Raw genomic sequence first — 24,288 nt, 5'->3', positions numbered from 1 at the left:
CTCAAGTTTGACAGAGTACACTAAAGAAAAGCCCGAAAATACTGGTGTTTTGGACTTTACCCACAACACGTACCACTACACTTGTTAGTGGCACGTGTTTTTTTCTAATACTCTAGGAGGCGCTTGTGTGACAAGTGCTTCAAATGCTAGATTTGCTTGACCTTGTAATTCTGTACGAACGATTTGCTCTTCACCATTCACGCGTATTTTCGAGGCCTTCATCTGGCTTACATCATGCAAAATATCCTTTACACTTGTTTGGCATCCTATTTCTTTTAGCTTATAGGCCAAAAAGGATTCCATGACAAGCGCAAGGAAACAAACCATGATATGGCCTCGAATACGAGATTCCACTCGATGGTACATCGGGCGAAGTTCTAGATTCGACTTCAGGTTACGAAAGGCTTGTTCCACTCTCCACAACTCTTTATAGGCAAGTGCTGCCTCTTCATCCGTTAATGACGAGTTGGTCCGAATGGCGTACTTTCCGTCAAACTTTTCGTCATTGGATACCTTCTCTTCATCAATTTTGGCCGATGCTTTTTCTATCGTTAAAAACTTGGAATACGCACGGTTTTTGACGAGTCCAGATGGACCGAGTTCATCAAGCTTCGATTGAAGGTTTTCTAACACGACTTGACGACTCGCTCGATCACGTTCTTCAGCGTCCGGATTGTAACAGAGTACATACGTTTCGCCATCGATTTTCTTTGACTTCACTTTTAGATTCGGGAGAACCTTCTTATATGGCCCACGGATGGATAATAGCTCTTGGGCTTTCTTCGACTTTCGTAATTTGACACCCACAATATATTCCATGCCCAGTTCACGAATTTGATCTAAGTTGGCTTCACTAACCATTCCGCGGTCTCCCACTAGAATGACTTTCTGAATAGGATAGCGCTTCTTCAGATCTCCAACCACCATGCCAAATGTCTTCGTATCATGCATGTTTCCAGGGAAGACTTGATGCCCAATCGGAATCCCTGTTTTGGTCATTAATAAGCCAATCACGACTTGTTTTCGATCTCCACGATGATCTTTGGAGTAACCATAGTGAGCCAGCAGTTCGTCTGCTTCCTCTCCTTCGAAATAGGTGCTTGTCGTGTCGTAAAACACGATATCTACTTCTAATGAGGTTAAATCGGTTAAATGTCCATAAAGTTGTTCCTCAATTTTTTCTTTTTGTTCACTTAAGAAGTCTAATGCACGATAGTAGTGATGGAGTTGAATGTCTGAAAGACCTTCTGCATAAATCGTGTCGATCCATTGTTTGAAGATATAATGCTTACTATTGGAATCCATGAGACGGTTTAACACCATAGCAAAAATGGCTTCGTCATACTGAGAAGCAGCCTCGGAATCATCCATGATTTTACGTAATAGCCGACCAAGCCCTAACTTTTCCCATACCTTTCGGAACAGATAAACCGGCCCAAACTCTTTTGTCCAAAGCACGGAGACAGAAGAGGAAGAGCCTTGCCCGTGAATTCGGTCAAAGTAACGCTCTGAAAATTTGGCTAATCCCTCGATTATGTTATCGACAGAGCCATTCTCTAATAAATGTTCTAACCTCCCTAGATTACAAAGCGTTTGTTGCCGAACTTTATTGTCTACACGAAATGTACGACATATTTGTAGATATTGACGAACAGAACCATTTTTATTTTTTTGCTTATTAATTCGAATATACATAGCACTAATAGTATAACATATATTACATATTATTGGATATACAAAAGTTATCCACATAACACTACATAATGATTATATTTTCGATAAAAAAAGTGGATAACTATTGGTATAATCACCTTTAGTTATCCACATGTAGTGAAATGGTGTCAAACTTGAGTTATAATTCTCAACATTTGTGCTTCTATTAAAAGCACTTCCTTTTATCAATTTAGATTCTAAGACCAGAAAGAGCTTATCAATGATTAAAAACTACAGCAAGTAAAAAAACTTGCATATTGAGGCTTGACATATTTTTATAACAACATTACAATAGATATTGTCAAAAAAACGCATTAGAAATTCATCTGTTTTGTTAATATGATTCCGTAGCTCAGCAGGGAGAGCGCCACCTTGACAGGGTGGAGGTCGCTGGTTCGAGCCCAGTCGGAATCACTAAAATGAGAGGCTTGAAATCCTTGCGTATCAAGGGTTTCAAGCCTTTTGTTTTTTGTATAAACGAACTCAGCTCGCTCTCGTGGTCACAATTTTGGTCACAGATACAGCATTCTAGCTATTAAACAGTTGGCTTGCAAGACGTTTAGACGCCTCTTTTTGCATGCTAGGTAAAACATGTGAATAAGTATCCAGTGTGATTTTTACGCTACTGTGCCCCAACCGCTCCGATATTAATTTAATGTTTTCACCTTGTTGTAGCATTAAACTTGCATGTGTATGTCTTAAATCATGGAATCGGATTTTGGGTAGATTTGCTTTGATAATCAAGTTGTCAAATGTTCTTAGTAAATTTCTTGGATTGATGGGTTTTCCTTTAGAAGTGCAAACAACAAGGTCAAAGTCATTGTAGGCGCTCCCGTACTTTAGCTTGTTTGCAATGACTATCTTTCTTTGTTGTTTAAGAGCGGAAAGTGTATTGGCATCTAGACCAATTGAACGATTACCAGCCTTGCTCTTAGCACCCTCTTTAAATCCTTTTCCATCGTGTGTAAGAGTTTGTCTTATATAGAGACATTCATTTTTGAAATCTACATCTTTCCATCGCAGTCCTAAAATTTCACCTTGTCTCATTCCTGTCATGATAGCAAGGAGGAAAGCTATATAGTAAGGACTGGATTTTGCAACCTTAAGAAATGAAATCACTTGTTGTAGATTCCATATTGTAATTTCTTTACTATCCCATTTAGGTTTTTCGATAGATGATGGTATGTCAACACTAAACTAGACAATTTTTTTGAGGTGTTTCTCTTTGTACTCCACCGGGCTTAAATACTCAAGTGTTCCATGGATTCTAATATGATTAAACCAATAAACATAATCATCTAATTCCAGTTTCATTTGGTCTAAATTTTCGAAATATCTACCCTTAACAAATTCTGTTTTGATAATTTTAAAGGTTGCTTCAGCTACTGCGTTGTCATAGGGACAGGGGCTGTCCGAAAAGTCGATTGAATCGACCTTGGGCTCAGCCCTTTTTTCTGTTTTTAGGGTACAAAAAAATCGTCCTTTTTTATAGAATGAAATTGACCAAAAAACATTCTACAGAAAGGACGATTTCTTATGAATAATCAAATGACTATTCAAGAAAATTATAACACGCAATTAGAAATGACTCTAGAGGGTATTCAAAAAATAGAGGTTCAAAAGAATAAGAAACGCAAAAAACTAGTTTTCCAACCTTATTGCAATCGTCAAGTCATGAGCATTTTAGATATCGAAATGTATATTCCTGAAAATCATGTCGCCCGTTTAGTGGATGAAATGGTGGAATCGATTCCGGATGAAGTGTTGTATACTCATTATGTTGGTGGGGGTCGTGCACCCTATCACCCTAAAATGTTATTGAAAGTGATTTTATATGCGTACACTCAAAATGTTTATTCAAGTCGGAAAATAGCGCAAATGGTGAAAGAAAATCTTCCGATGATGTGGTTGGCGGGATTGCAAACCCCTGACCATCGCACAATAAATGATTTTCGTAGTGTTCGTATGTCAAACATGATGGATTCTGTATTTGAACAATTTGTCCTTCAACTAGTAGAACAAGGACTTATCGACCTCGACCATATTTTTGTGGATGGTACGAAAATAGAAGCGAATGCCAACAAATATACGTTTGTATGGCGAAAATCCGTAGAAAAATATGATCAGAAACTACGAGCCAAAATTCAATCGTTTCTACAAGAAGCGCACCAAATCGCCTTGGAGGAATTAAAAGAAGAACAATTAGAAGAAGAATTAGAAAAATCATCGGCACAACTTTCTGAGAGAATAGAAGCTTTGGAAAAAGATTATAAACAGGAAGAAGACAAAGAAAGAAAAAAAGAACTTCGCTCTAAAAAATCCCAACTCACCAAACAACTGAAAACGATTCAAACGGATTATCTTCCACGATTACGAAAATACAAAGTACAAAAACAGATTCTAGGTGAACGAAATAGCTACTCGAAAACCGACCATGAGGCCACTTTTATGCGAATGAAAGAGGACCATATGAAAAACGGCCAACTCAAGGCGGGTTATAATGTTCAACTCGCCACACAACATCAATTTATCGTGGGATTTGAAATTTATCAAAATCCAGGAGATACTCGCTGTTTCCAACCATTTATGGAAAAGTTATTGGAATCGATGCCGAAGGAAAAGAAACTCAAGTATGTCATTGCCGATGCAGGATATGCGAGTGAAGAAAACTATTTATATGCGATTGGCGAAGAAAAAGAACCTCGTTTTGAATTATTAGCCCCATACCAAACCTATTTGAAGGAACAAAGTAAAAAGTTTAAAAAGGATTTATCAAAAGTACAAAACTGGAAATACATCGAAGAAGACGATTGCTTTATCTGTCCGAACAATCGGAAAGTCGTATTCAAGTATTATCAAAAAAGAAAAAATGCATCTGGATACATACAAGATTTGAAAGTGTACGAGTGTGAAGATTGTACGGATTGCCCGTTGAAGAATGGGTGTACGAAAGCCAAAGGAAATCGTCGAGTATATTGGAACACGATTTATGAAGAAATGAAAGCGAAAGCCAAAGCAGCTCTTGGTGACGAACAAAAGGCAGCTCTTTATGCGAAGCGTAAAGTGGATGTCGAAAGTGTGTTCGGTAACATCAAGGGCAATTTGCGTTTCACTCGATTTCTGTTACGGGGGCTTCATAAAGTCCGAACAGAATTCGGGATTGTGGCAATGGCCCACAACATACTGAAATGGGCCGCAAATTCCCAAACCAATTTCAAAAATAAGGAAACAGAGCGAATGGAAAAACTCATTGTTTTCTCCATTCGCTCTGTTTTTATGGACTTTTTAGACAAGCCCAACTATTATGAAATTAGGTGTATATTAATCTCTCATCAGCCCATTGAGAAAGTATTGGAATTTCTGTATAACTTAACATAGTTCTCTCGAAATTTGATATTAGTGTACATAATAAAAATATTTGGATTTATTCCTCCTGCTGTTTTTCTGTGAAAAAAATTTGGCACATCTAAATTAATGGAGAAGAAGGTGCCTTTTTCATGCAAGGGTTGTGATTGAAAAATCATGATTGTTTTTTATGTTTAATTTTAAGGTTATTTTTAGGTTTCGATATTTAATGGTTGATATGATATTTGAAAATGCTAGCTGAATCATAGAATTTTGCATATTGAATGTGTGAAAAAGAAGTGGAGCATTTTTTACTTACAATAAAAAGGGAGGGGATTATTATTAGCATTACTAAAAAGGGAACTCTTGTTATAGTAATTGTATCTTTTCTCATTCTATTTTTCTTATTATTAGCTGCTAGTAATAATAATAAACCTTCATCAATCAAGAACATAGAGGACTTATCTACAGAATTTCAACCTAAGATAGGGGAACAAGATGCTCCTGTATCGATAGTTGAATTTGGTGACTTTTTATGTCCATCTTGCCAATCTTGGAATGAAAAAATATATCCTAAATTAGAAAATTATATCGAAGATGGAGTAGTCAATCTTTCGTATATAAATGTTTTATTTCATGGAGAAGCTTCAAAGCTGACATCGTTGGGAGCAGAATCTGTATTCAAAAATGATGAAGATTCCTATTGGGATTTTCATAAAATGTTGTTTAAAGAAGTGCAGAATACAGGAACAGATATTAATATGGAAGATATTTTGAATATCGCAGAAAAAACTACGAATATTGATCGAAGTAAATTAGAAAATGATATAACTCAAGAAGTTTATTCTGAAGAATTAGAAAGAGATAAGGAAATGTTATCTAAACATAATATTAATAAAGTACCAATCATTATTATTAATGATGCAGTTGTCAAAGATCCTTTTGATATCGAGGAAATAGAATCTATTATAAGAGAGAATGTTGAACAATGAAGTGGAGTTATCAATTTGGTTTAAATGCTGCTTGGATAATTTCTATAATAGCTACTTTAGGTAGTTTGTATTTCAGTGAAATTAAAGGATTTATCCCATGTGAATTATGTTGGTATCAACGGATTTTTATGTACCCACTGACGATAATATTAGGAATTGGTATATATAATGGGCATAAGAAAGTGCATAAATATGTTTTACCTTTAGCTATAGTAGGAGGTATCATTTCTACATATCATTATTTAGTACAAAAGATACCTAACTTTGGTGATTTCCAACAGTGTATCGGGGGCATTCCTTGTCATGCTGAATATGTCAATTTATTCGGTTTCATTACAATACCGTTCATGGCCCTAATTGCTTTTCTATCTATAATCTTCATTTTGATTATCAGTAAAAAATATCTGTAAACAACAACGCTCAATAGTGTTATTACTTTGGGCGTTTTTATTATAAATATTGTAAGTCCGTAATCAAATAACATCATATATAAAGCAGTTTGTATCTTCGGCACGATAGATGTTTCAATTAAAGGAAGTGCCATTTATATAGCCATTTTCTCCCCTGTTAAACTTGATCCTCTTCCAAACGAAACTAGCCATTTCAATCCTCACTTGATGCAGCTAAACTAGGTTGTGTCATTAACACTGCTGTCACTGAAATTTTCTTTTTTAATAGCGTTGATGAGCACATCATCCAACCCATTTTGAGAAAGTTGAAAAATCTATGAAACACGATTTTACGAGCGTAAAAACATTTATACCATTTGTGGAAAAAACAACATGCGAATGTAATGCACCCCTTTGTCAAGACACAAATTGATAATATTTAAGTTATCCATTCTCTCCTTTCGCTATGAATGTGGTGCGTGTGCAAAAAAGGCTTGACATGGAGCCTCTACGGGCACGATTTTTTGCGCTGGAGCGATGGACAGATAACATCGCATGGCTAAAACAGCCTATCATGCCCGTCTCTCCATATAAAGCCTCTCATCACGTTCGATGGTTAGGATGCTTGAACCATCTTAGGTTGCTTGTACACTGTTGCTGGCGTCAAATAGTCCAAGGATTGGTGAGGTCGGTCTGTATTATAGAACGTAACATAGCGTCGAATGCCTTTTCGCAACTCTTTAGGATTCTCGAATTCATTGAGATAGATACATTCATACTTTAAAGCTCTAAAGAATCGTTCCGTACGACTATTGTCTGTTGCTCGTCCTTTGCCATCCATTGATACCTGGATGCCATACTCTTTCAACAGCCCGAGATAGTCAGCGTTTGTAAAATGGCTGCCCTGGTCACTATTGATGATGGCCGGCTTACCATGACGCAATGCCCGCTTCAGACAGTCGATGACAAATCCTTTCTCCAGCGTACTAGATAACTCGTAATCGATCACTTTGCGGCTGAACCAGTCGATGATGGTAAACAGGTACATAAAGCCCCGTCCCATACGAAGGTAGGTGATATCCACTCCCCATACATGGTTCGGACGGGTGATCTCCCATCCACGGAGCAGGTAAGGCCGGCAGTACTTGGCATGTAGCCTCTTACTAAGGTTGGGTTTTGGGTAAATAGCTTGTATACCCATAAGGCGCATGAGACGGCGTACGCGTTTATGATTCACATCAAATCCTTTCTCACGAAGTTTCGCAGTCATGCGCCTGTAGCCAAAGTAGGGATGAGCTGTATAAAGCATATCCATTTCGTGCATGAGCATGATGTTTTCTGAGCTTTCTGTTTGTCCCTTTGATTGGCGATACACGCTAGTACGATGAATACCTAATAACTGTGCCTGACGCTTGATGCTGATCGATGGGTGATTGAATTCGACCATAGCCTTTCGTTCGTCAACAGACTTATTTGAGCCCAGATTTTTTTTTCAGCCAGTCAACTTCAACCGTTAACTGACCTACCAATTTCTCTAAATTTTCTTGTTTGGCCTCATATTCTTTACGGATTTTATCCACTTCGCTTGAGCCTTTTTCAAAGACCATCGAGGATCGTTCTAGAAATTCTGCTTTCCAACGACTGACCATGACTGGGCTTAATTCATATTTGGCGGCTATTTCATTGACGGTTTGCTCTTCACGCAACACCTCAAGAACCACCTTAGCTTTAAATTCTGCGGTATATCGGTTTCTTTTTTTCATGGTATCATTATAACTTATTTATCACGCTCATGTGTCTCACCTTATGGGAGCATTATAGAAAAGGTATCGATGGTCTCGCTTCACTCATTCAAGATTCATTACAATTAGATCCGTATGGTGCTTTAATACACGAAATTGATACAACCATTGCTCATGAAGAAGCGAAATTTATTCCGGTTAAAGTTGTGTGCGTGCAACATATTGAACATGTGTATGAATGTAAGCAGTGTAGAGCAAAATTCATTTATTGCACGTGGACATATAACCATTGCCATACCACACATAACCGAGATAAAAACGCATTAAAAATATCTTAACCGAAGATTTACGCCTTCGAACCGTAAGAACTACGGGGTTAGCCTACTAAAAAAGAACTCCGAAGAGTTCTGTTCGTAGGAATCTCCCATTTCAAGGGTTTACTGTAAGTAGGAGTAGTTCAATTAAAATACTTTTCATCTACATGGTGTGGCAACGCCATAAGGAAGAAAATATATTCGTGAAATCGCTTTTGAAGATAAAGTATTTAACTGGCGTTGAATCCACGACAGAGTAGTATAGCTGGTCCATGTATCGCGGAATGATGCAAAGGTGAAGTTCTTTAGAGTGAATCGTAAAAGATATTCCGTTCTTATATATATTTTGAACGGTAATTGAATTTCCTATTTTACCTCACTATTTAGGATACAAATTAAGGAAGCTAATAATGTGGAAACAAATAAAATCAGCAATCCCATAATTTGTATATTTATTGACATATCAACAATACCTAAAAAGTCGTAAGTAATGAGTAGGGGAGCTGACCATGGATAGTAAGCGCCAATAGGTGTTGCGGTAATAATTCCAATAGAAAAAGCTGCCACAATACCTAATGCGATTGAAATAATATAGTTTTTCCATATTATAGTGAGTAGAATCACTAATGGAGTAAGTGCAAATTGCATAGCAATCGTTAGTAAATAAATTTTTACAAAAGGTAAAGTCTCCTGGAGAGTAATTGTCTCATTAGAAAAAATCATACCAATAATTAAACTAAGTACAAAAGTAAAAATTACCATGAAGCTGATCAAACAAAAGATTAATACTATTTTTGCTAGTAAAAATTCAATACGTTTATAAGAAGACGTGAATAAATAGGAAATCGTCCCTTGTTCGTATTCCTTCGCAAAAATTAGTCCTGTAAAAATTGAAAATATAGGCACACCCAACATATAGTTAATTAATATTACTGACTGATTAAGCACTCCTTTTGTAGTGAACTCATCTTGTGATGCGATAAGTGTGCCAAAGATTGAGATAAAGATACTTATTACAAATAGTACTAGAAAATAATATGATCGCTTCAACTTTGTAAATTCGGCAGATAATACGGTTAACAATACAATCATCCTCACCATTTATTAATATTAAAATTGTATCATCCGCTTATATTAAAATTATAGTTCTCAAAACCTTAAAATATATTTAAGGTTTTCTTAAATAAATTGAGAAAGTAGTTTTAGAGTAGGGGGTGCTAGTTACTTCAATTTTTCCATCTATTTTTTTTAATAATTGCTTTACAATGGTAAGACCTAATCCACTTCCGTTACTGGATATATTTCGAAATTTTTCTCCTCTGTACAACCGAGTAAAGATAAAGGGTAATTCATTCTCCGGAATACCTTTACCTTTATCCCAAATATCAATTTGAATATACTTATTGTTTGGGAAAACATCAATCCCAATAATCTTCCCTTCTTTTCCATATTTTATTGCATTATCGACAATATTTTGAATGATACGTTCTGTTGCATATTCATTTCCAATAACAAACAGATTCTCTGAAGGATAATTAAAAGATATATTGATATTTTCATTAGTCAACTTGTTATAATTCGTAACAAGTACATCCTCGATAACTTTAATTATATTAATTTTTGATTGTTTAATAGAAAAATCTTGTTCTTCTACTTTAGCCAGTTCAAAAAAACTATTTAAAAAATTACTTAAGTCTTTTGCCTTTTTATGTATTATCGCTAAATACTCATTATGCTGTTCTAAATTCATATTTGTATTGACCTGAATTAATTCAATATAACCAATAATTGATGTTAACGGAGTTCTAAGATCATGGGATATATTAGAAATCATACGTTTTCTTTCTCTATCTAAATATTCTCTTTCTTCATTATATTGTTGAAAGGTATCCATAATTTTATTTAATTGATTACATAAGAGTTTAATTCTCTTATCGGAAGTTCGGATACGAAATCGAGTATTATAGTTACCAGAATTAAGCTTTTTTAATAAGAAATTTAGTTGATTAATATCTTTATTTCTTTTAAGTTTAGCAGTAATCAGTAGAAGGAGAAGGATAAATATTATACATGTAAATATGATATTACTCATTTTGTTCTCCCTCCATTTTATATCCAATTCCCCAAACTGTCTGAATATAAGTCTGTTCCGTGCCATCTTCTATTTTTTCTCTTAATTTACGTATATGCACCATGACAGTATTATCATCAAAATATGGTTCTTTCCATATTTCTTCATATAGTTCTCTTTTCTTGATGACTTTGTTCTGATTTTCAATAAAGTATTTTAATATTTCAAATTCTTTAGGTGTCAATGTGATTTGTTTACCGTTTTTAATTAGTATATGTTGATTAAGGTCCAATTCAAGGTCTTTGAATCTAATAATTTTCACGTCGGAATGTAGAAATTGTTTTTTAAAATAAGAATTTCTTCTGATATGAGCTTTTACTCTTGCTAAAAACTCAGCAATACTAAATGGTTTACTTATATAATCATCCGCCCCTAGCCCCAAAGATAATATCTTATCAACTTCTTCATTTTTCGCAGATAAGATTAAAATAGGTGTATAATTTTCTTGTTCTCTTATGTAGTTAATAATTTCAAACCCATCAACTTCGGGTAGCATTAAGTCTAAGATAATGAGATCGAATACCTCCGTTCTTATTTCCTCTAAAGCACTATTGCCATCTAAAACATTTCTAACAATGTATCTTTCAGATTTTAAACACTTACAAACCAACTCATTAATTTCCTTATCATCTTCTACAACTAGTACTTTTGCAGGCATATAAACATTCCTTTCTTATCCTTTTCTTAAGCATTTTTAACTTTTCTTTAAGTTATTCTTAGTTATCAAAATAATCTTAATAAACTTGCTATACTTAGCCGTAGGAAATATCGCAATAACAATATAATGAATTTTGTGGGTTTTACAAGTATTTATATTATCTCTTTATCTCTTACAAAATTAAATAAAGTAGGTGATTTGATGAAACGAATACTTTTTATTGAACAAAGTGAACCCGCAGAGTGTGGATTAGCTTGTCTGACTATGATACTAAATTATTATGGTAATCACATTACACTTCCAGAAATACGTGAAGATTTCACCGTTAATAATAAAGGCCTGTCATTCAAAAATCTTATAGATATTTCTAAAAATTATCATTTAGAAACATATACTGTTAAAGCAAATATTAATTACTTAATGCAGCTTACTGAACCTGTAATACTACATTGGAACGACAATCATTTTGTAATCTTAAAGAAGTTAAATAAAAAGTCAGCAATTATTGTCGACCCAGCCGAAGGATTCCAAAAATTAAAGTTAAAAGAATTCCTTTCAAAGTTTACAGGCTATACACTTATTTTAAGGCCAAATGAAAATTTTGTTAAATCACCCAAAAGGAAGAAGTGGAATTTTTTATTACAATCTATATTCAAGCATAAAAAGTGGATATATTTGGTCATATTCACTTCCTTAATTATTCAATTCTTCGGCATATTAATTCCTATGTTTATTTCAAATATTACTAATAAAATGGTGGATGGAAATAGAATAGAACATTTGGGGTTATCTATAATCCTTTTATTTGCTTTCTATTGCCTTTTTACTATAACCAGGGGATATATAATTTCAAAAATTCAAACATTAGTAGATAGATCAATGATGTCATCGTTTATTCAACGGCTATTCTCCTTATCGTATAAATTTTTCCAAAATCGTACGGTAGGGGATCTTGTCTTTCGTGCCAATTCTAATGTTGTCATTCGGCAAATTCTTTCAACAAGATTAGTAACGTTGGTAATTGATTTTTTGATGCTGTTTATTTATGCCATCATAATGCTAGTAACGTTATGGCAACTAGGGGTAATTGTGATGTTACTAGGGTTAATCCAATTTACTATCGTGTTAGCTTTTACAGTTTATACAAGGAAATTAAACGAAAAAGAGGTAGCAGAACAAGCCAAAACACAAAGTTATATCTCTGAAAGTATACAAGGAATTTTGGATATAAAGATACTTGGTGGAGAATCAAACGTATATAAAGAATGGTTGAAACGATTTAATGAGCAACTCAAATATGCTGAAAAGGGAAATAGATTTAAATCTCTTCAAGATTCTTTGATACAAGGAATTCAGCTCATTATACCTTTAATTGTTCTGTGGATAGGATCATTTTATGTTACTAATACCGACTTATCAGTAGGTGAAATTATCGGTTTTAACGCTATTGCAATAGCTTTTATTAGTCCAATTGCATCATTAGGACAAGCGTATAATCAATTACTTCTTGTCGACACATATATAAAAAAAATATATGATGTCGTAGCAATGGAAAAAAATCAAAGCCCATTGATGATAGTAGAAAACGATGAAGAGGACACAAAAAACTATGATTTTCAAGGAAATATTCAGTTGAAAAATGTTTATTATCGTTATGATTCATTCGGCGATTATGCGTTGAAAAATATAAATATGAACATAACGAAAGGCGAGAAAATAGGGATTGTTGGTCCTTCGGGTTCTGGAAAGAGTACGTTGGCAAAACTCATTATAAATCTTTACACTCCGACAAAAGGGGAGATACGATATGATGGACTTTTAATAGATGTGGACGTTGATTTTAAAAAAGTAAGGAATAATATCGGTACTGTACTGCAAGAAACTCGTCTATTCCATCAAACTGTAGCAGACAATATTAGATTGTTTAATCAAAACATTACAATGGAAGATGTAGTTAAAGCTGCAAAATTAGCGAATATACACGATGATATTATGTCCTTACCAATGGGTTATGATACTATCATTTCCGAATCTGGGGTCAATTTATCAGGAGGACAAAGACAAAGAATACTAATTGCAAGAAGCCTTGTAACTTCACCTTCTATTTTAGTATTAGATGAAGCAACAAGTTTTCTTGATAATTCATCACAAAGCATAATTGAAAATAATATAAATTCCCTAAATAATACGGTTGTTATTATCGCTCATAGATTAAGTACTGTCAGAAATTGCGATAAAATATTCGTAATGAATAATGGTGAAATTGTTGAACAAGGTACACATGATGAACTGCTATTAAAACAAGGTCTATACCATGAATTGTATAATTATAAAACGAACAAACCGGTTATGGAGAGGATATAATAGTGGTGTTATTAGTATCGGAAAATAAAAATCTCATAAAGAAATTAAGTATATTCTTTTCCTCTAAGGGTGTGTACTTAAAACATATTAGAAGTTTGCAATATGATATAGAAATTACTACCAATGATAAACCCTACTTTATCATCGATTTGTCCACAATAAAAGATTTTACTAAATTAGCAGAATTAAAATTTGGAACAATCTTACTACTAACACCGGAAAACATTGAAAAGATTGAAGAAAGTGATGGAACAATACTAGAGAACATCTTTTTCGAATTCTTTCTCCCTTATAAACGAATTAAAGAAGAAATAGTAAAATTAAATGAAAATGTGATTTTCCATAGAAAAAATCAGTGCATTTCAAACAATGGGGAAATCTACCCTTTAACAACAATAGAACACAAGTTGCTATCGTTATTTATAGATAACAGGGGAGAGATACTAACGATTGATGAAATAATAAACAGCGTATGGGGAATAGGATATCCAATTGGTACAGATTCACTTTATGTGTATATAAATAGGATTAGAAAAAAGATAGAAAAAAACCCAAAAAAACCAAAATTATTAATTACTAAAAAAGGTGTGGGATATGGTCTATTGTTGTTTGAAATTAGTTCATTAAAAGAGGCGTAATCCTCATTTTGTCTCTTTAACTCAAGTTTGACAGAGTACACTAAAGAAAAGCCCGAAAATGCTGGTGTTTTGGACTTTACCCACAACACGTACCACTACACTTGTTAGTGGCACGTGTTTTTTTCTAATACTCTAGGAGGCGCTTGTGTGACAAGTGCTTCAAATGCTAGATTTGCTTGACCTTGTAATTCTGTACGAACGATTTGCTCTTCACCATTCACGCGTATTTTCGAGGCCTTCATCTGGCTTACATCATGCAAAATATCCTTTACACTTGTTTGGCATCCTATTTCTTTTAGCTTATAGGCCAAAAAGGATTCCATGACAAGCGCAAGGAAACAAACCATGATATGGCCTCGAATACGAGATTCCACTCGATGGTACATCGGGCGAAGTTCTAGATTCGACTTCAGGTTACGAAAGGCTTGTTCCACTCTCCACAACTCTTTATAGGCAAGTGCTGCCTCTTCATCCGTTAATGACGAGTTGGTCCGAATGGCGTACTTTCCGTCAAACTTTTCGTCATTGGATACCTTCTCTTCATCAATTTTGGCCGATGCTTTTTCTATCGTTAAAAACTTGGAATACGCACGGTTTTTGACGAGTCCAGATGGACCGAGTTCATCAAGCTTCGATTGAAGGTTTTCTAACACGACTTGACGACTCGCTCGATCACGTTCTTCAGCGTCCGGATTGTAACAGAGTACATACGTTTCGCCATCGATTTTCTTTGACTTCACTTTTAGATTCGGGAGAACCTTCTTATATGGCCCACGGATGGATAATAGCTCTTGGGCTTTCTTCGACTTTCGTAATTTGACACCCACAATATATTCCATGCCCAGTTCACGAATTTGATCTAAGTTGGCTTCACTAACCATTCCGCGGTCTCCCACTAGAATGACTTTCTGAATAGGATAGCGCTTCTTCAGATCTCCAACCACCATGCCAAATGTCTTCGTATCATGCATGTTTCCAGGGAAGACTTGATGCCCAATCGGAATCCCTGTTTTGGTCATTAATAAGCCAATCACGACTTGTTTTCGATCTCCACGATGATCTTTGGAGTAACCATAGTGAGCCAGCAGTTCGTCTGCTTCCTCTCCTTCGAAATAGGTGCTTGTCGTGTCGTAAAACACGATATCTACTTCTAATGAGGTTAAATCGGTTAAATGTCCATAAAGTTGTTCCTCAATTTTTTCTTTTTGTTCACTTAAGAAGTCTAATGCACGATAGTAGTGATGGAGTTGAATGTCTGAAAGACCTTCTGCATAAATCGTGTCGATCCATTGTTTGAAGATATAATGCTTACTATTGGAATCCATGAGACGGTTTAACACCATAGCAAAAATGGCTTCGTCATACTGAGAAGCAGCCTCGGAATCATCCATGATTTTACGTAATAGCCGACCAAGCCCTAACTTTTCCCATACCTTTCGGAACAGATAAACCGGCCCAAACTCTTTTGTCCAAAGCACGGAGACAGAAGAGGAAGAGCCTTGCCCGTGAATTCGGTCAAAGTAACGCTCTGAAAATTTGGCTAATCCCTCGATTATGTTATCGACAGAGCCATTCTCTAATAAATGTTCTAACCTCCCTAGATTACAAAGCGTTTGTTGCCGAACTTTATTGTCTACACGAAATGTACGACATATTTGTAGATATTGACGAACAGAACCATTTTTATTTTTTTGCTTATTAATTCGAATATACATAGCACTAATAGTATAACATATATTACATATTATTGGATATACAAAAGTTATCCACATAACACTACATAATGATTATATTTTCGATAAAAAAAGTGGATAACTATTGGTATAATCACCTTTAGTTATCCACATGTAGTGAAATGGTGTCAAACTTGAGTTTAATATTTGGTGTTGGTGAATAAAAACCAACACCCATTTTTTGCACAAAAAAGAGACAAAAAACAAAACTCTGGTAAAATGTAATAATCGCCAAACCACATAGTACAATGAGTAGTGTAACATGTCTCATAATGATTCTAAACATAATACGCATATATTATAAGTACACCTCCTGTTTGATGAAACTATCAAATTAAGGAGGTGTATTCTTATGGCAACAAATAAGTATCCATCGTTTCCGTTCAAATAGATCATCATCTAAACCTTTCGGCAGATCGTGTGTCGCCTAAACCAAAGCCCATCAAATAAAAAAATCCTTTTACCCTGGCCCTGGCGTTAAGAATCGAGTCATCCAAACTACCATGTAGGAACTGACGAAAGATGATTTATGACTTCACGAATGTAAAAAATAAATATCTACATTGTCAGTGGTCGAACGAATATGTGAAAAAGCATTGTCGGATTAGTTGCTCTTGTACAAGATCAGTTCCACCTCGATCCATATTGCGCAGCTATCTTTTTATTTTCCGGTTAGAAACGAGATCGTTATAAATGATTATACTTTGACGATGATGGTTTCGCATTACTTTATAAACGATTAGATAACGGATGCCTCCAATGGACGAAAGATGAAGTTCAAGTGCATAACTTGACGCAAAAAAATTACGTTAGATCTGTAAGCGTCAAATAACGCCCACGTGTTTTTTCGTGGGCGTTTATTGTATGCTTTATTTAGTTTTCATTGGAATGCGACTTTCTTCTGGAATTGTCTTCGACCAAGGAAGGAGTTGATCAATAGTTTCGGCATCATGGAGATCCATCAATGGTAATTGTTCGAAAAGATATGTTAAGTAGTTCAGTGGATTTAATTGATTCTCTTTAGCTGTTTCGACAATGCTATAAATAATTGCACTCGCTGATGCACCTTTCATCGATTGGGAAAATAGCCATGCCTTACGGCCCATCACGAATGGTTTAATCGAGCGCTCTGCACGATTATTATCGATTTCAAGTCGCCCATCTTCTAAAAACACTATGAGCTTACTCCATTGATTTATACAATGTGTAATTGCCTCTCCCAATTTGCTTTTTGGGGGAACTTGAGGGCGTTTTGTTTTTAGCCATGCCAAAAAAGCGTCTAACACAGGTTTACTGTGCTCAAGACGGTATTCTTTGCGCTGTTCGGGAGTACAGTTCTCAAACTTTTCGCTGATTTGTCTTTCAATCTGGAATAATTGATTACAGAATTGAATTCCTTCTGCAGCGGTTGATGATGTTTTATCCACATTGGCTGGTAATGCCTTCAGTGCTTCATCGAATTTTCGCCTTGCATGTGCCCAACAACCTACCAGTTTGACATCCTTTAATTCATGATATCCTGCATATCCATCTACATGCAGATATCCCTTAAATCCATTTAGAAAGGCCTTCGGATGTTTACTGTGACGAGTCGTTTGATAATCATATAAGATAATCGGCGGTATGTCTCGTCCTGTTCGATACATCCACATATAAGACTTCGAATCCGCTTTTCGTCCAGGTTCTGCTAGAACCTGAAGTGTAGTTTCATCCGCATGCAGAATATCGTTTTCGAGTAATAGCTCATGCATCCGTTTATATAGAATGGAAAGCCAATTGGTTGCACCATAAATCATCCAATTGGCGAGCGTTTGGCGTGATAAATACACACCGAATCGTTCCAACTGCTTTTCTTGACGATAAAGAGGCATTCCTGTAAATTATCATTTTATCTCCGCATAAAAAGCCTTCTTTTTTGCAAATTCCTTCGGGATGTTCTTCTCCCCTTTTCTGAAAGAGTGTGCTAAATTTTTAGTAAATTGTTTCGGAGGGGGAGAACGAGACCGTGATTCGATTGTACGACTTTGGAATCGATGTGCAAACCTATGCGGACTTAGGAAAACAGAATGCTTTTCCGTCGATCCATCGTTGTCCACATTGCCAAGTCAAGCGAACCCTTTACCGTCACGGCTATTATGAACGAAATGCATTAATGGGACAAGAAGCCTATCGGATTTGGATTGCTCGTTATCGATGCACGATATGCCAAAAGACGGTTACGGTGCTTCCCACGTTTCTCTTCCCTTATTTCCAATACACGATTTGGACGATCCTCCCATGCATCAACGAGCGCCTCTCGTTTCTCTTAGACAAGGGGACACGTTCGTCAAGGTTCTTTCCTACCCGACAAGGAGTCTATTTTTATATGCGTCGACTACTCTCCAACTTACCGTGGCTTCGTTGGTTTTTTCAAACCAAAGGGAAGCGAATTCTTGGGTTGTCCGATGAACCACTCGTTCAAGCACAGGAGTGGATTCAAAAAATGGAGGAGGTCTGTTTGGAAAAACTCATCCAAGCGATGTGGAATGAACAATCTACCCATTTTTTAGCGAATAGATTCGGTGCCTAATTTGTTTCTTTTTGGATCTATTTCCAAAAGCAATCGATTCCACAAACCTTTTGCGTCGACGAGTGGAAAGTGATGGGTTATGATGAAGGCAGGACGAACCTGTTGGTTCTTCCGCAAAATCGAAGAAGGAGGAAACCCTGATGGACGAATCGGTGAGACAAGAAATCGCCCTATTTCGGTATGGATTGATCGCACCGTTAGTCAATGGGCAGGTGGATCGGACATCGTACCTGAAGGAGGTGTCAACGCGCATGCATTGGGTTCCGCACTATGGAGAGAAACGGATCGCAGCGAAGACGATTCTAGATTGGTGCACGCAGTACAAAAAAGGGGGCTTTGAGGCGCTGAAGCCAAAACGACGGTCAGACCGTGGTCATTCCCGAAGGCTGTCACCTGAAGACGAAGATCATATTTTAACCCTAAGAAAAAAACTTCCCCACATGCCCGTGACGGTGTTTTACCAACACCTTATTGAGCAGGGGGAAATCGAAACACAACTTGTATCTTACTTTACTATATATCGATTGTGCAAAAAATACAACCTCGTGGGGAAAGAAATTTTACCGATTCCTGAACGAAAACGGTTTGCGTACGATCGAGTCAATGAGTTATGGCAAGGGGATTTGTCCCATGGTCCAATGATACGAGAGAATGGAAAAGCGCAAAAAACATTTTTGATTGCCTACATCGATGACTGTTCGCGGGTCGTACCGTACGCTCAGTTTTTCTCTTCCGAGAAATTTGACGGGTTGCGGATCGTGACCAAAGAAGCGCTGCTTCGGTACGGGAAGCCGAAACGAATTTATTCGGACAACGGCAAAATTTATCGATCGGAGACACTACAATATGCTTGCGCAGAATTAGGGATCACGCTCATTCATACGCAGCCATATGATCCACAGAGCAAAGGGAAAATCGAGCGATTTTTTAAGACGGTGCAAACTCGGTTTTCCCCGTTGTTGGAGATGAAACCGGCTACGTCGCTTCAAGAGCTGAACGAACGCTTCTAGAAGTGGCTCGAAAAAGACTACCACCGGAAGCCCCATGCGTCGTTAGACGGAAAAACGCCGCATGAAGTGTTTCAATCGCAAGTGCAGGTAGTATCATTCGTGGAGGATGCGACTTGGCTGGATACGGTCTTTTTGAAGCGAGAGTTTCGCAAAGTGAAAGCCGATGGGACGATTACGTTAAACAAACAGCTGTATGAGGTTCCACCTCGGTTTATCGGACAATCAGTGGAAATTCGGTATGATGAGCAAGGGGTGTATGTATACGAAGACGGCAAAGAAGCAGCGAAAGCGACGCTGGTGCGTCTGCACGATAATGCCCACGTGAAACGCCATCGATCGCCATTTACGGGACTAGGAAAGGAGGAAGGAACGGATGTATAAAACGTTCTACTCCCTTTCTCGAGAGCCGTTTTCGAAAGACACAAGTCCGTCTGAAGCATATCGAGGGTCTTCTTACGAAGAGGCATTACATGCATTGGATTACGTGAAACGAACGAAAGGAATCGGTCTACTGACAGGAGAGCCGGGGGTGGGGAAAACGTTCGCCCTTCGGACGTTCAAAGAATCGTTACATCCTTCGTTGTATCACGTGGTGTATTTCCCGTTATCAACGGGTGGTGTGATGGATTTTTATCGAGGACTAGCCTTAGGGTTAGGCGAGGAGCCGAAATACCGCAAGGTGGACTTGTTTTACCAAATTCAACAAGGAATCGAACGAATGTATCATGAACGTCGAATCACCCCTGTGATTCTGCTTGATGAAATGCATCTAGCGAAAGATGCGTTTTTGCAGGATATCGCCATTCTGTTTAATTTTCACATGGATTCAACGAATCCGTTCGTGTTGATTTTGGCAGGGCTGCCGCACTTACAGATACGACTGCGCTTGAATCACCATCGTCCGCTTCAGCAACGAATCATCATGCGATATCGGATGGGGACACTCTCCAAAGAAGAAGTGGCAGCGTACATTGAGCAGCGAATGAAGCAAGCAGGGGTAAAACACTCGATTTTTACCCCTGCGGCTCTAGAGGCAATTGCCCTACAGTCGCAAGGATGGCCACGAGTCATCAATACGTTAACGACTACCTGCCTTTTATACGGCTACCAGCTAAAAAAAGACGTGATTGACGAAGAAATTGTTCGAATGGCGGTGGAGGAAACAGGGGCATAATGAAAGGGGCCGAACGGCTCCTTTTGGTTTTACGATTCTCGTCTGAAATAGTGCGCAAACAATCGGAAAAAGCGTGCAAAATCGGAGAGAATTCGCAAACATTTTTAGAGGTATTTCCGATTTTAGTCCAAAATAATTTGAAAAAAGTGGTTCTAAAATAGTGTGCTAATTTACAGCATTCCTTCCACGTATTTTTGATTCATGATATAGGCCATAGCCGATGCAGATGCCAGACTTTTTGGGTAAATAGGTGTTGGCATTTTGGCTGTGACAATCGGTGTCTCGATTCCTTCCCGTTCACATTGACGACAACTGTAAATATGTTGAACATGCTCAACGACTTTTACTTGAGCAGGAATAATCTTGATTTCTCTTCGGATTTCCGTACTCATTTCATGTACGGTTCCACCGCAACACAAACAAACCTGCTCTTCTTCGGCTAAGCGATAGTGAATCGTTTCCGTAGGCAAGTTCTCTAGTTTCGCATCGCGTTGTCCTACAGACTTCTTCCGTTTATAAGTAATCGTTTCAAGTGTAGGTTCTTCCACTTTGGCATCCGCTGTGATTTCAGCTTCATTAAAAAGAGGAAGTTCGAGTTGATCCGGATTCGTTTTTTCACTGGAAGCCCCAAATTTTTTATGTTGGCTAAGGCGGAATTGTTCTTCCAACCATTTGATTTTAGCCTGTAAGGCTTCATTTTGTTTTTCGAGTTCCGCATTTCTCGCTTGCAGTTCTTCAATTGTTGATTCATTGGTTTGTTTGTGTTTGTTCATAAGTTAAAGAATAAAGGAATTGACAGGTCCATGTCAAATTCCTTTTAAATCATGATTTTAGCGGATACTTGTTCATGTGCTTGTTTTTGTTCAAAAGAAAGACCATCGAGCAACCAACTGAATTGGCGGGGAGTGATGCACAAAGGGCCGGGAGTTCTTTCATCAGGCCATTGAAAGACCCCTTTTTCTAAACGACGATAGTACAACCAAAACCCATTGTGATCCCAATGGAGAATTTTCAATTTATCTCGTTTACGATTACAGAAGACAAAGAGATTAGAAGAGAAAGGATCTAACTGAAAGCTCATTCGAACAATGGCTGCTAATCCATCAATCGACTTGCGTAAATCCGTTACTCCCGCTGCTAAATAAACATGTTGAATGGGTGTTTTACTTAACATGTGTTTTCAGAACCTGAACCACTTCGTTGAAAAGGAGTGGATTGAAACCTTCTTTTACTTCGATGGAAAATTCCCCAATGTTAACGATGAGTGGGGAGTTTTTTTCATCTAACGGATGGGATACTTCAACAGTTAGCCATTGAGTGGAAGTGCGTGAAGTTTCAGTTGTCTCTAACTCTAGTCTTTTCATCCATTTATACATACTTTGATGACCTACTTGATTTTGTTTGCGCCAAGCTTTTACACTTGACTCTCCACTAGATCGATAGGCATCGATTCGTTGTTGCCACATTTGTTTTCGTTCTTCTAGGGACATAAAAATAAAAACCTCCTAACTTTTGATGTTGATGTAGTTATCACAAAACATCAAAATGGTTAGAAGGTGTGGGATATTTGGCGCTTACTTAGATCTTGAAAGGGCTATCTCTTTCACAGCAGACCAAAAATTAAGATGATCAAGTGTATTGCTTTTGGTTATCGCCCCAAAACTTCGCAAATTAAAAACAGCTTAGAAGATGCAAGTCCTCTAAGCTTCTGATTGTATTATATCTATTGAAAGTCACAAAAAATATTCACCAACACCATTTAATAAAGAGCCTATTATTTTAGAAAAGATATATTAGTCTATTTTGTTATATAATCTTTTAGAATACCATGTTGTAACAATACAAAATAAGATAAGAATTACGATTCCAGTAAAGAACATGATATTTTCCATCGTAGCATGATTACCCAAATGAAGTATAACATTTAAAGGGATAGCCCACGGAAATATTTGTGAAACTGTTGTTCCTGTTGTAAAGCCTGTTACAATAACTAAAATTATGGCTACTCCAACTGGAAGTACCATACTCTTTTTAGAAATACTTAAACAAATTGCAAAAGGTATTAAAAATATTTGAAGAATAATTGAGAATATATATAAATCTACTCCGCCAAGTAAAGTTTGTATTTCAAAACCGCTACTTTTCCAAATGAATCCGATTATTAATAATCCTATAAAGGAAATAGCAGTAGTAATTACAATACACGTACTGATAGCTAAAAATTTTGCAAATAAAATACTATTTCTCGAATTAGGATAGCAAAAAAGCTGAGATATAATGTTATGTTTGTATTCATATGCGAAAATATAACCTGTAATTAAATAAAATAAGGGTATTCCGATTAGTAAGTTGAAATAAGAAAGATTACCAAGTATTATTAAGTCCCATGACACTGGTGCATCTGCTGCCATTTGAGCCATGAATTGAGGAAACACAGTGAAAAAAACAGGAGCAATTCCGGCTAAAACCATAAGAAATCTAATAGGTGACTTCCATAATTTTAGCAACTCACAATAATATAGGTTACTCATAGGGCTACACCTTCCGTTAACTTTAAGAAATAATCTTCAAGTGTATCTGCGGTAAGATTGACTTGCTTAATACTTATTCCTTCATTTACTAAAACACGAGTAATTTCATCGGACTCGTCAATTCGTTCGTAGACACGAATTATATTGGTGTTTTCTACATGATAATCGTATATTCCTAGTTTTTGTTCTAAGACCACGCTTGCCTTATTAGCATTATCTATAACAAGTTGCAGATATTTTCGATTTCGTTTGGAAATCTGTTCAGAACTAATCTCTTCCAACAATTCCCCTCGATGAATAATTCCTATTTTAGTTGCCATTTGTTGAATTTCACTTAAAATGTGACTAGAAATTAATATTGTAATTTTTTTGAATTCAGCTAGTTTGTGAATCAATTCTCGAATTTCACGTATCCCTTTAGGATCCAAGCCATTAGTCGGTTCATCTAGGATTAATAATTCAGGTTTATGCAATAACGCTCTTGCGATACCTAAGCGTTGTTTCATACCTAATGAATAATCCTTTACCTTTCTATGTTTATTTTCTATTAATCCAACTATTTCTAAAGCTTCGTCGATATATTCTTTATTGTAGATATTCATATATCTTCTATGAATATCCAAGTTTTCATAGCCTGTTAAATTATTATAAAAACCTGGGGTTTCAATAATTGCTCCAATTCGTTCGAATGGAATCTGTGAAGGGTTATTCACTTTCTTGTTGAATAAATGAATTTCTCCAGAACTTGGTTTGATAAGGCCCATAATCATACGAATCGTGGTTGTTTTTCCAGCTCCGTTTTGACCTAAAAAACCATATATTTCTCCTTTATTGATAGTCATATTCATGTTTTTTACAACACTATGACCTTTATATTTCTTGGAAAGATTTACAGTTTTTAATATTTCCAATCCAGACACCCCCTATTTATCCTGATTTTAGTATAAGTCTATAAAATTAATTAAACCATTAAATGCTTCTTAAC

The 24,288-nt window shown here is 36.5% G+C and carries 18 protein-coding genes, 1 tRNA gene and 5 pseudogenes; 10 read left to right on the top strand and 14 right to left on the bottom strand.

Going from position 1 to position 24,288, the window contains the following annotated elements; all coding sequences use genetic code 11:
- Positions 1-84 precede the first annotated feature (84 nt).
- Positions 85-1,695, bottom strand: a complete 1,611-nt coding sequence (locus NST97_RS18715) for an IS1634 family transposase (protein ID WP_340880959.1) — start codon at positions 1,693-1,695, stop codon at positions 85-87.
- 359 nt (positions 1,696-2,054) lie between these two features.
- On the opposite strand from NST97_RS18715, the gene NST97_RS18710 reads away from it, so the two are divergent.
- Positions 2,055-2,127 (top strand) — tRNA-Val (locus NST97_RS18710).
- A gap of 114 nt (positions 2,128-2,241) precedes the next feature.
- Here the strand turns inward: NST97_RS18710 and NST97_RS18705 are convergent.
- Positions 2,242-2,832, bottom strand: a complete 591-nt coding sequence (locus NST97_RS18705) for a site-specific integrase (protein ID WP_340881112.1) — start codon at positions 2,830-2,832, stop codon at positions 2,242-2,244.
- A gap of 78 nt (positions 2,833-2,910) precedes the next feature.
- Positions 2,911-3,117 (bottom strand): annotated as a pseudogene (locus NST97_RS18700) (IS3 family transposase); the annotation flags it as partial.
- A gap of 132 nt (positions 3,118-3,249) precedes the next feature.
- Between NST97_RS18700 and NST97_RS18695 the strand changes: the two are divergent.
- The 3 genes from NST97_RS18695 to NST97_RS18685 all read left to right on the top strand — a co-directional run bounded on the left by NST97_RS18695 (position 3,250) and on the right by NST97_RS18685 (position 6,460).
- Complete coding sequence (locus NST97_RS18695) at positions 3,250-5,091, top strand: IS1182 family transposase (RefSeq protein WP_341343594.1); 1,842 nt, start codon at positions 3,250-3,252, stop codon at positions 5,089-5,091.
- 251 nt (positions 5,092-5,342) lie between these two features.
- On the top strand, positions 5,343-6,050 hold the full coding sequence (locus NST97_RS18690; protein WP_340433738.1) for a thioredoxin domain-containing protein: 708 nt from the start codon (positions 5,343-5,345) through the stop codon (positions 6,048-6,050).
- Positions 6,047-6,460, top strand: a complete 414-nt coding sequence (locus NST97_RS18685) for a disulfide oxidoreductase (RefSeq protein ID WP_340433740.1) — start codon at positions 6,047-6,049, stop codon at positions 6,458-6,460. The genes NST97_RS18690 and NST97_RS18685 overlap by 4 nt, the downstream gene beginning before the upstream one ends.
- A 595-nt stretch (positions 6,461-7,055) precedes the next feature.
- Here the strand turns inward: NST97_RS18685 and NST97_RS18680 are convergent.
- From NST97_RS18680 to NST97_RS18665, 4 genes are all read right to left on the bottom strand, one after another.
- A protein-coding gene (locus tag NST97_RS18680; RefSeq protein WP_445206727.1) for an IS3 family transposase occupies positions 7,056-8,202 on the bottom strand; the annotation gives its coding sequence in 2 pieces (ribosomal slippage) (positions 7,056-7,932 and positions 7,931-8,202; 1,149 coding nt in all).
- 659 nt (positions 8,203-8,861) lie between these two features.
- A complete protein-coding gene (locus NST97_RS18675; protein WP_340436507.1) occupies positions 8,862-9,578 on the bottom strand; it encodes an ABC transporter permease in 717 nt (238 codons plus the stop codon).
- Positions 9,579-9,663: 85 nt separating this feature from the next.
- A complete protein-coding gene (locus NST97_RS18670) occupies positions 9,664-10,587 on the bottom strand; it encodes a sensor histidine kinase (protein WP_340436506.1) in 924 nt (307 codons plus the stop codon).
- Positions 10,580-11,284 carry a response regulator transcription factor gene (locus NST97_RS18665; RefSeq protein WP_340436503.1) on the bottom strand — a complete coding sequence of 235 codons (705 nt, stop codon included), beginning with the start codon at positions 11,282-11,284 and terminating at the stop codon, positions 10,580-10,582. The genes NST97_RS18670 and NST97_RS18665 overlap by 8 nt, the downstream gene beginning before the upstream one ends.
- Positions 11,285-11,485: 201 nt before the next feature.
- On the opposite strand from NST97_RS18665, the gene NST97_RS18660 reads away from it, so the two are divergent.
- Together NST97_RS18660 and NST97_RS18655 are read left to right on the top strand one after the other, a co-directional pair.
- Positions 11,486-13,648, top strand: a complete 2,163-nt coding sequence (locus NST97_RS18660; protein ID WP_341343593.1) for a peptidase domain-containing ABC transporter — start codon at positions 11,486-11,488, stop codon at positions 13,646-13,648.
- A 2-nt stretch (positions 13,649-13,650) separates the two neighbouring features.
- Positions 13,651-14,286, top strand: a complete 636-nt coding sequence (locus tag NST97_RS18655; RefSeq protein ID WP_340434346.1) for a winged helix-turn-helix domain-containing protein — start codon at positions 13,651-13,653, stop codon at positions 14,284-14,286.
- 104 nt (positions 14,287-14,390) lie between these two features.
- On the opposite strand, the gene NST97_RS18650 is transcribed toward NST97_RS18655, so the two are convergent.
- Entirely contained in the window at positions 14,391-16,001 is a 1,611-nt protein-coding gene (locus NST97_RS18650) for an IS1634 family transposase (RefSeq protein ID WP_340880959.1), read from the bottom strand.
- A gap of 727 nt (positions 16,002-16,728) precedes the next feature.
- Between NST97_RS18650 and NST97_RS19410 the strand changes: the two are divergent.
- Positions 16,729-16,851 (top strand): annotated as a pseudogene (locus NST97_RS19410) (hypothetical protein); the annotation flags it as partial.
- A 37-nt stretch (positions 16,852-16,888) separates the two neighbouring features.
- Here NST97_RS19410 and tnpC read toward each other — a convergent pair.
- Positions 16,889-17,893 (bottom strand): annotated as a pseudogene (gene tnpC, locus NST97_RS18645) (IS66 family transposase); the annotation flags it as partial.
- Positions 17,894-18,024: 131 nt separating this feature from the next.
- Between tnpC and NST97_RS18640 the strand changes: the two are divergent.
- The 3 genes and pseudogenes from NST97_RS18640 (at position 18,025) to NST97_RS18630 (ending at position 20,772) form a co-directional block, all read left to right on the top strand.
- Positions 18,025-18,588: a DUF6431 domain-containing protein gene (locus tag NST97_RS18640; protein WP_063388963.1), complete on the top strand. Its 564-nt coding sequence runs from the start codon at positions 18,025-18,027 to the stop codon at positions 18,586-18,588.
- Between the two features lie 140 nt (positions 18,589-18,728).
- A pseudogene (locus tag NST97_RS18635) lies at positions 18,729-19,979 on the top strand (IS481 family transposase).
- Entirely contained in the window at positions 19,972-20,772 is an 801-nt protein-coding gene (locus NST97_RS18630; RefSeq protein ID WP_063389145.1) for an ExeA family protein, read from the top strand. Before NST97_RS18635 ends, NST97_RS18630 begins: the two are co-directional and overlap by 8 nt.
- A 176-nt stretch (positions 20,773-20,948) precedes the next feature.
- Here NST97_RS18630 and NST97_RS18625 read toward each other — a convergent pair.
- The 5 genes and pseudogenes from NST97_RS18625 to NST97_RS18605 all read right to left on the bottom strand — a co-directional run.
- A pseudogene (locus tag NST97_RS18625) lies at positions 20,949-21,545 on the bottom strand (transposase); the annotation flags it as partial.
- Between the two features lie 44 nt (positions 21,546-21,589).
- Entirely contained in the window at positions 21,590-21,946 is a 357-nt protein-coding gene (gene tnpB, locus NST97_RS18620; RefSeq protein WP_340881105.1) for an IS66 family insertion sequence element accessory protein TnpB, read from the bottom strand.
- The gene (tnpA, locus tag NST97_RS18615; protein ID WP_340881104.1) at positions 21,936-22,262 is read right to left on the bottom strand and encodes an IS66 family insertion sequence element accessory protein TnpA; all 327 of its coding nucleotides are present in this window, start codon (positions 22,260-22,262) and stop codon (positions 21,936-21,938) included. The genes tnpB and tnpA overlap by 11 nt, the downstream gene beginning before the upstream one ends.
- Before the next feature lie 303 nt (positions 22,263-22,565).
- Positions 22,566-23,303, bottom strand: a complete 738-nt coding sequence (locus NST97_RS18610) for an ABC transporter permease (RefSeq protein ID WP_340881103.1) — start codon at positions 23,301-23,303, stop codon at positions 22,566-22,568.
- Entirely contained in the window at positions 23,300-24,214 is a 915-nt protein-coding gene (locus NST97_RS18605) for an ABC transporter ATP-binding protein (RefSeq protein WP_340436152.1), read from the bottom strand. The genes NST97_RS18610 and NST97_RS18605 overlap by 4 nt, the downstream gene beginning before the upstream one ends.
- Positions 24,215-24,288: the final 74 nt, after the last annotated feature.

The organism is Aeribacillus sp. FSL K6-1305, from assembly GCF_038050115.1.
Classification (GTDB): Bacteria; Bacillota; Bacilli; order Bacillales; family Aeribacillaceae; genus Aeribacillus; species Aeribacillus composti.
Note: the sequence above shows the minus strand (reverse complement) of the source record. Positions and strands in the feature narration are given on the sequence as shown.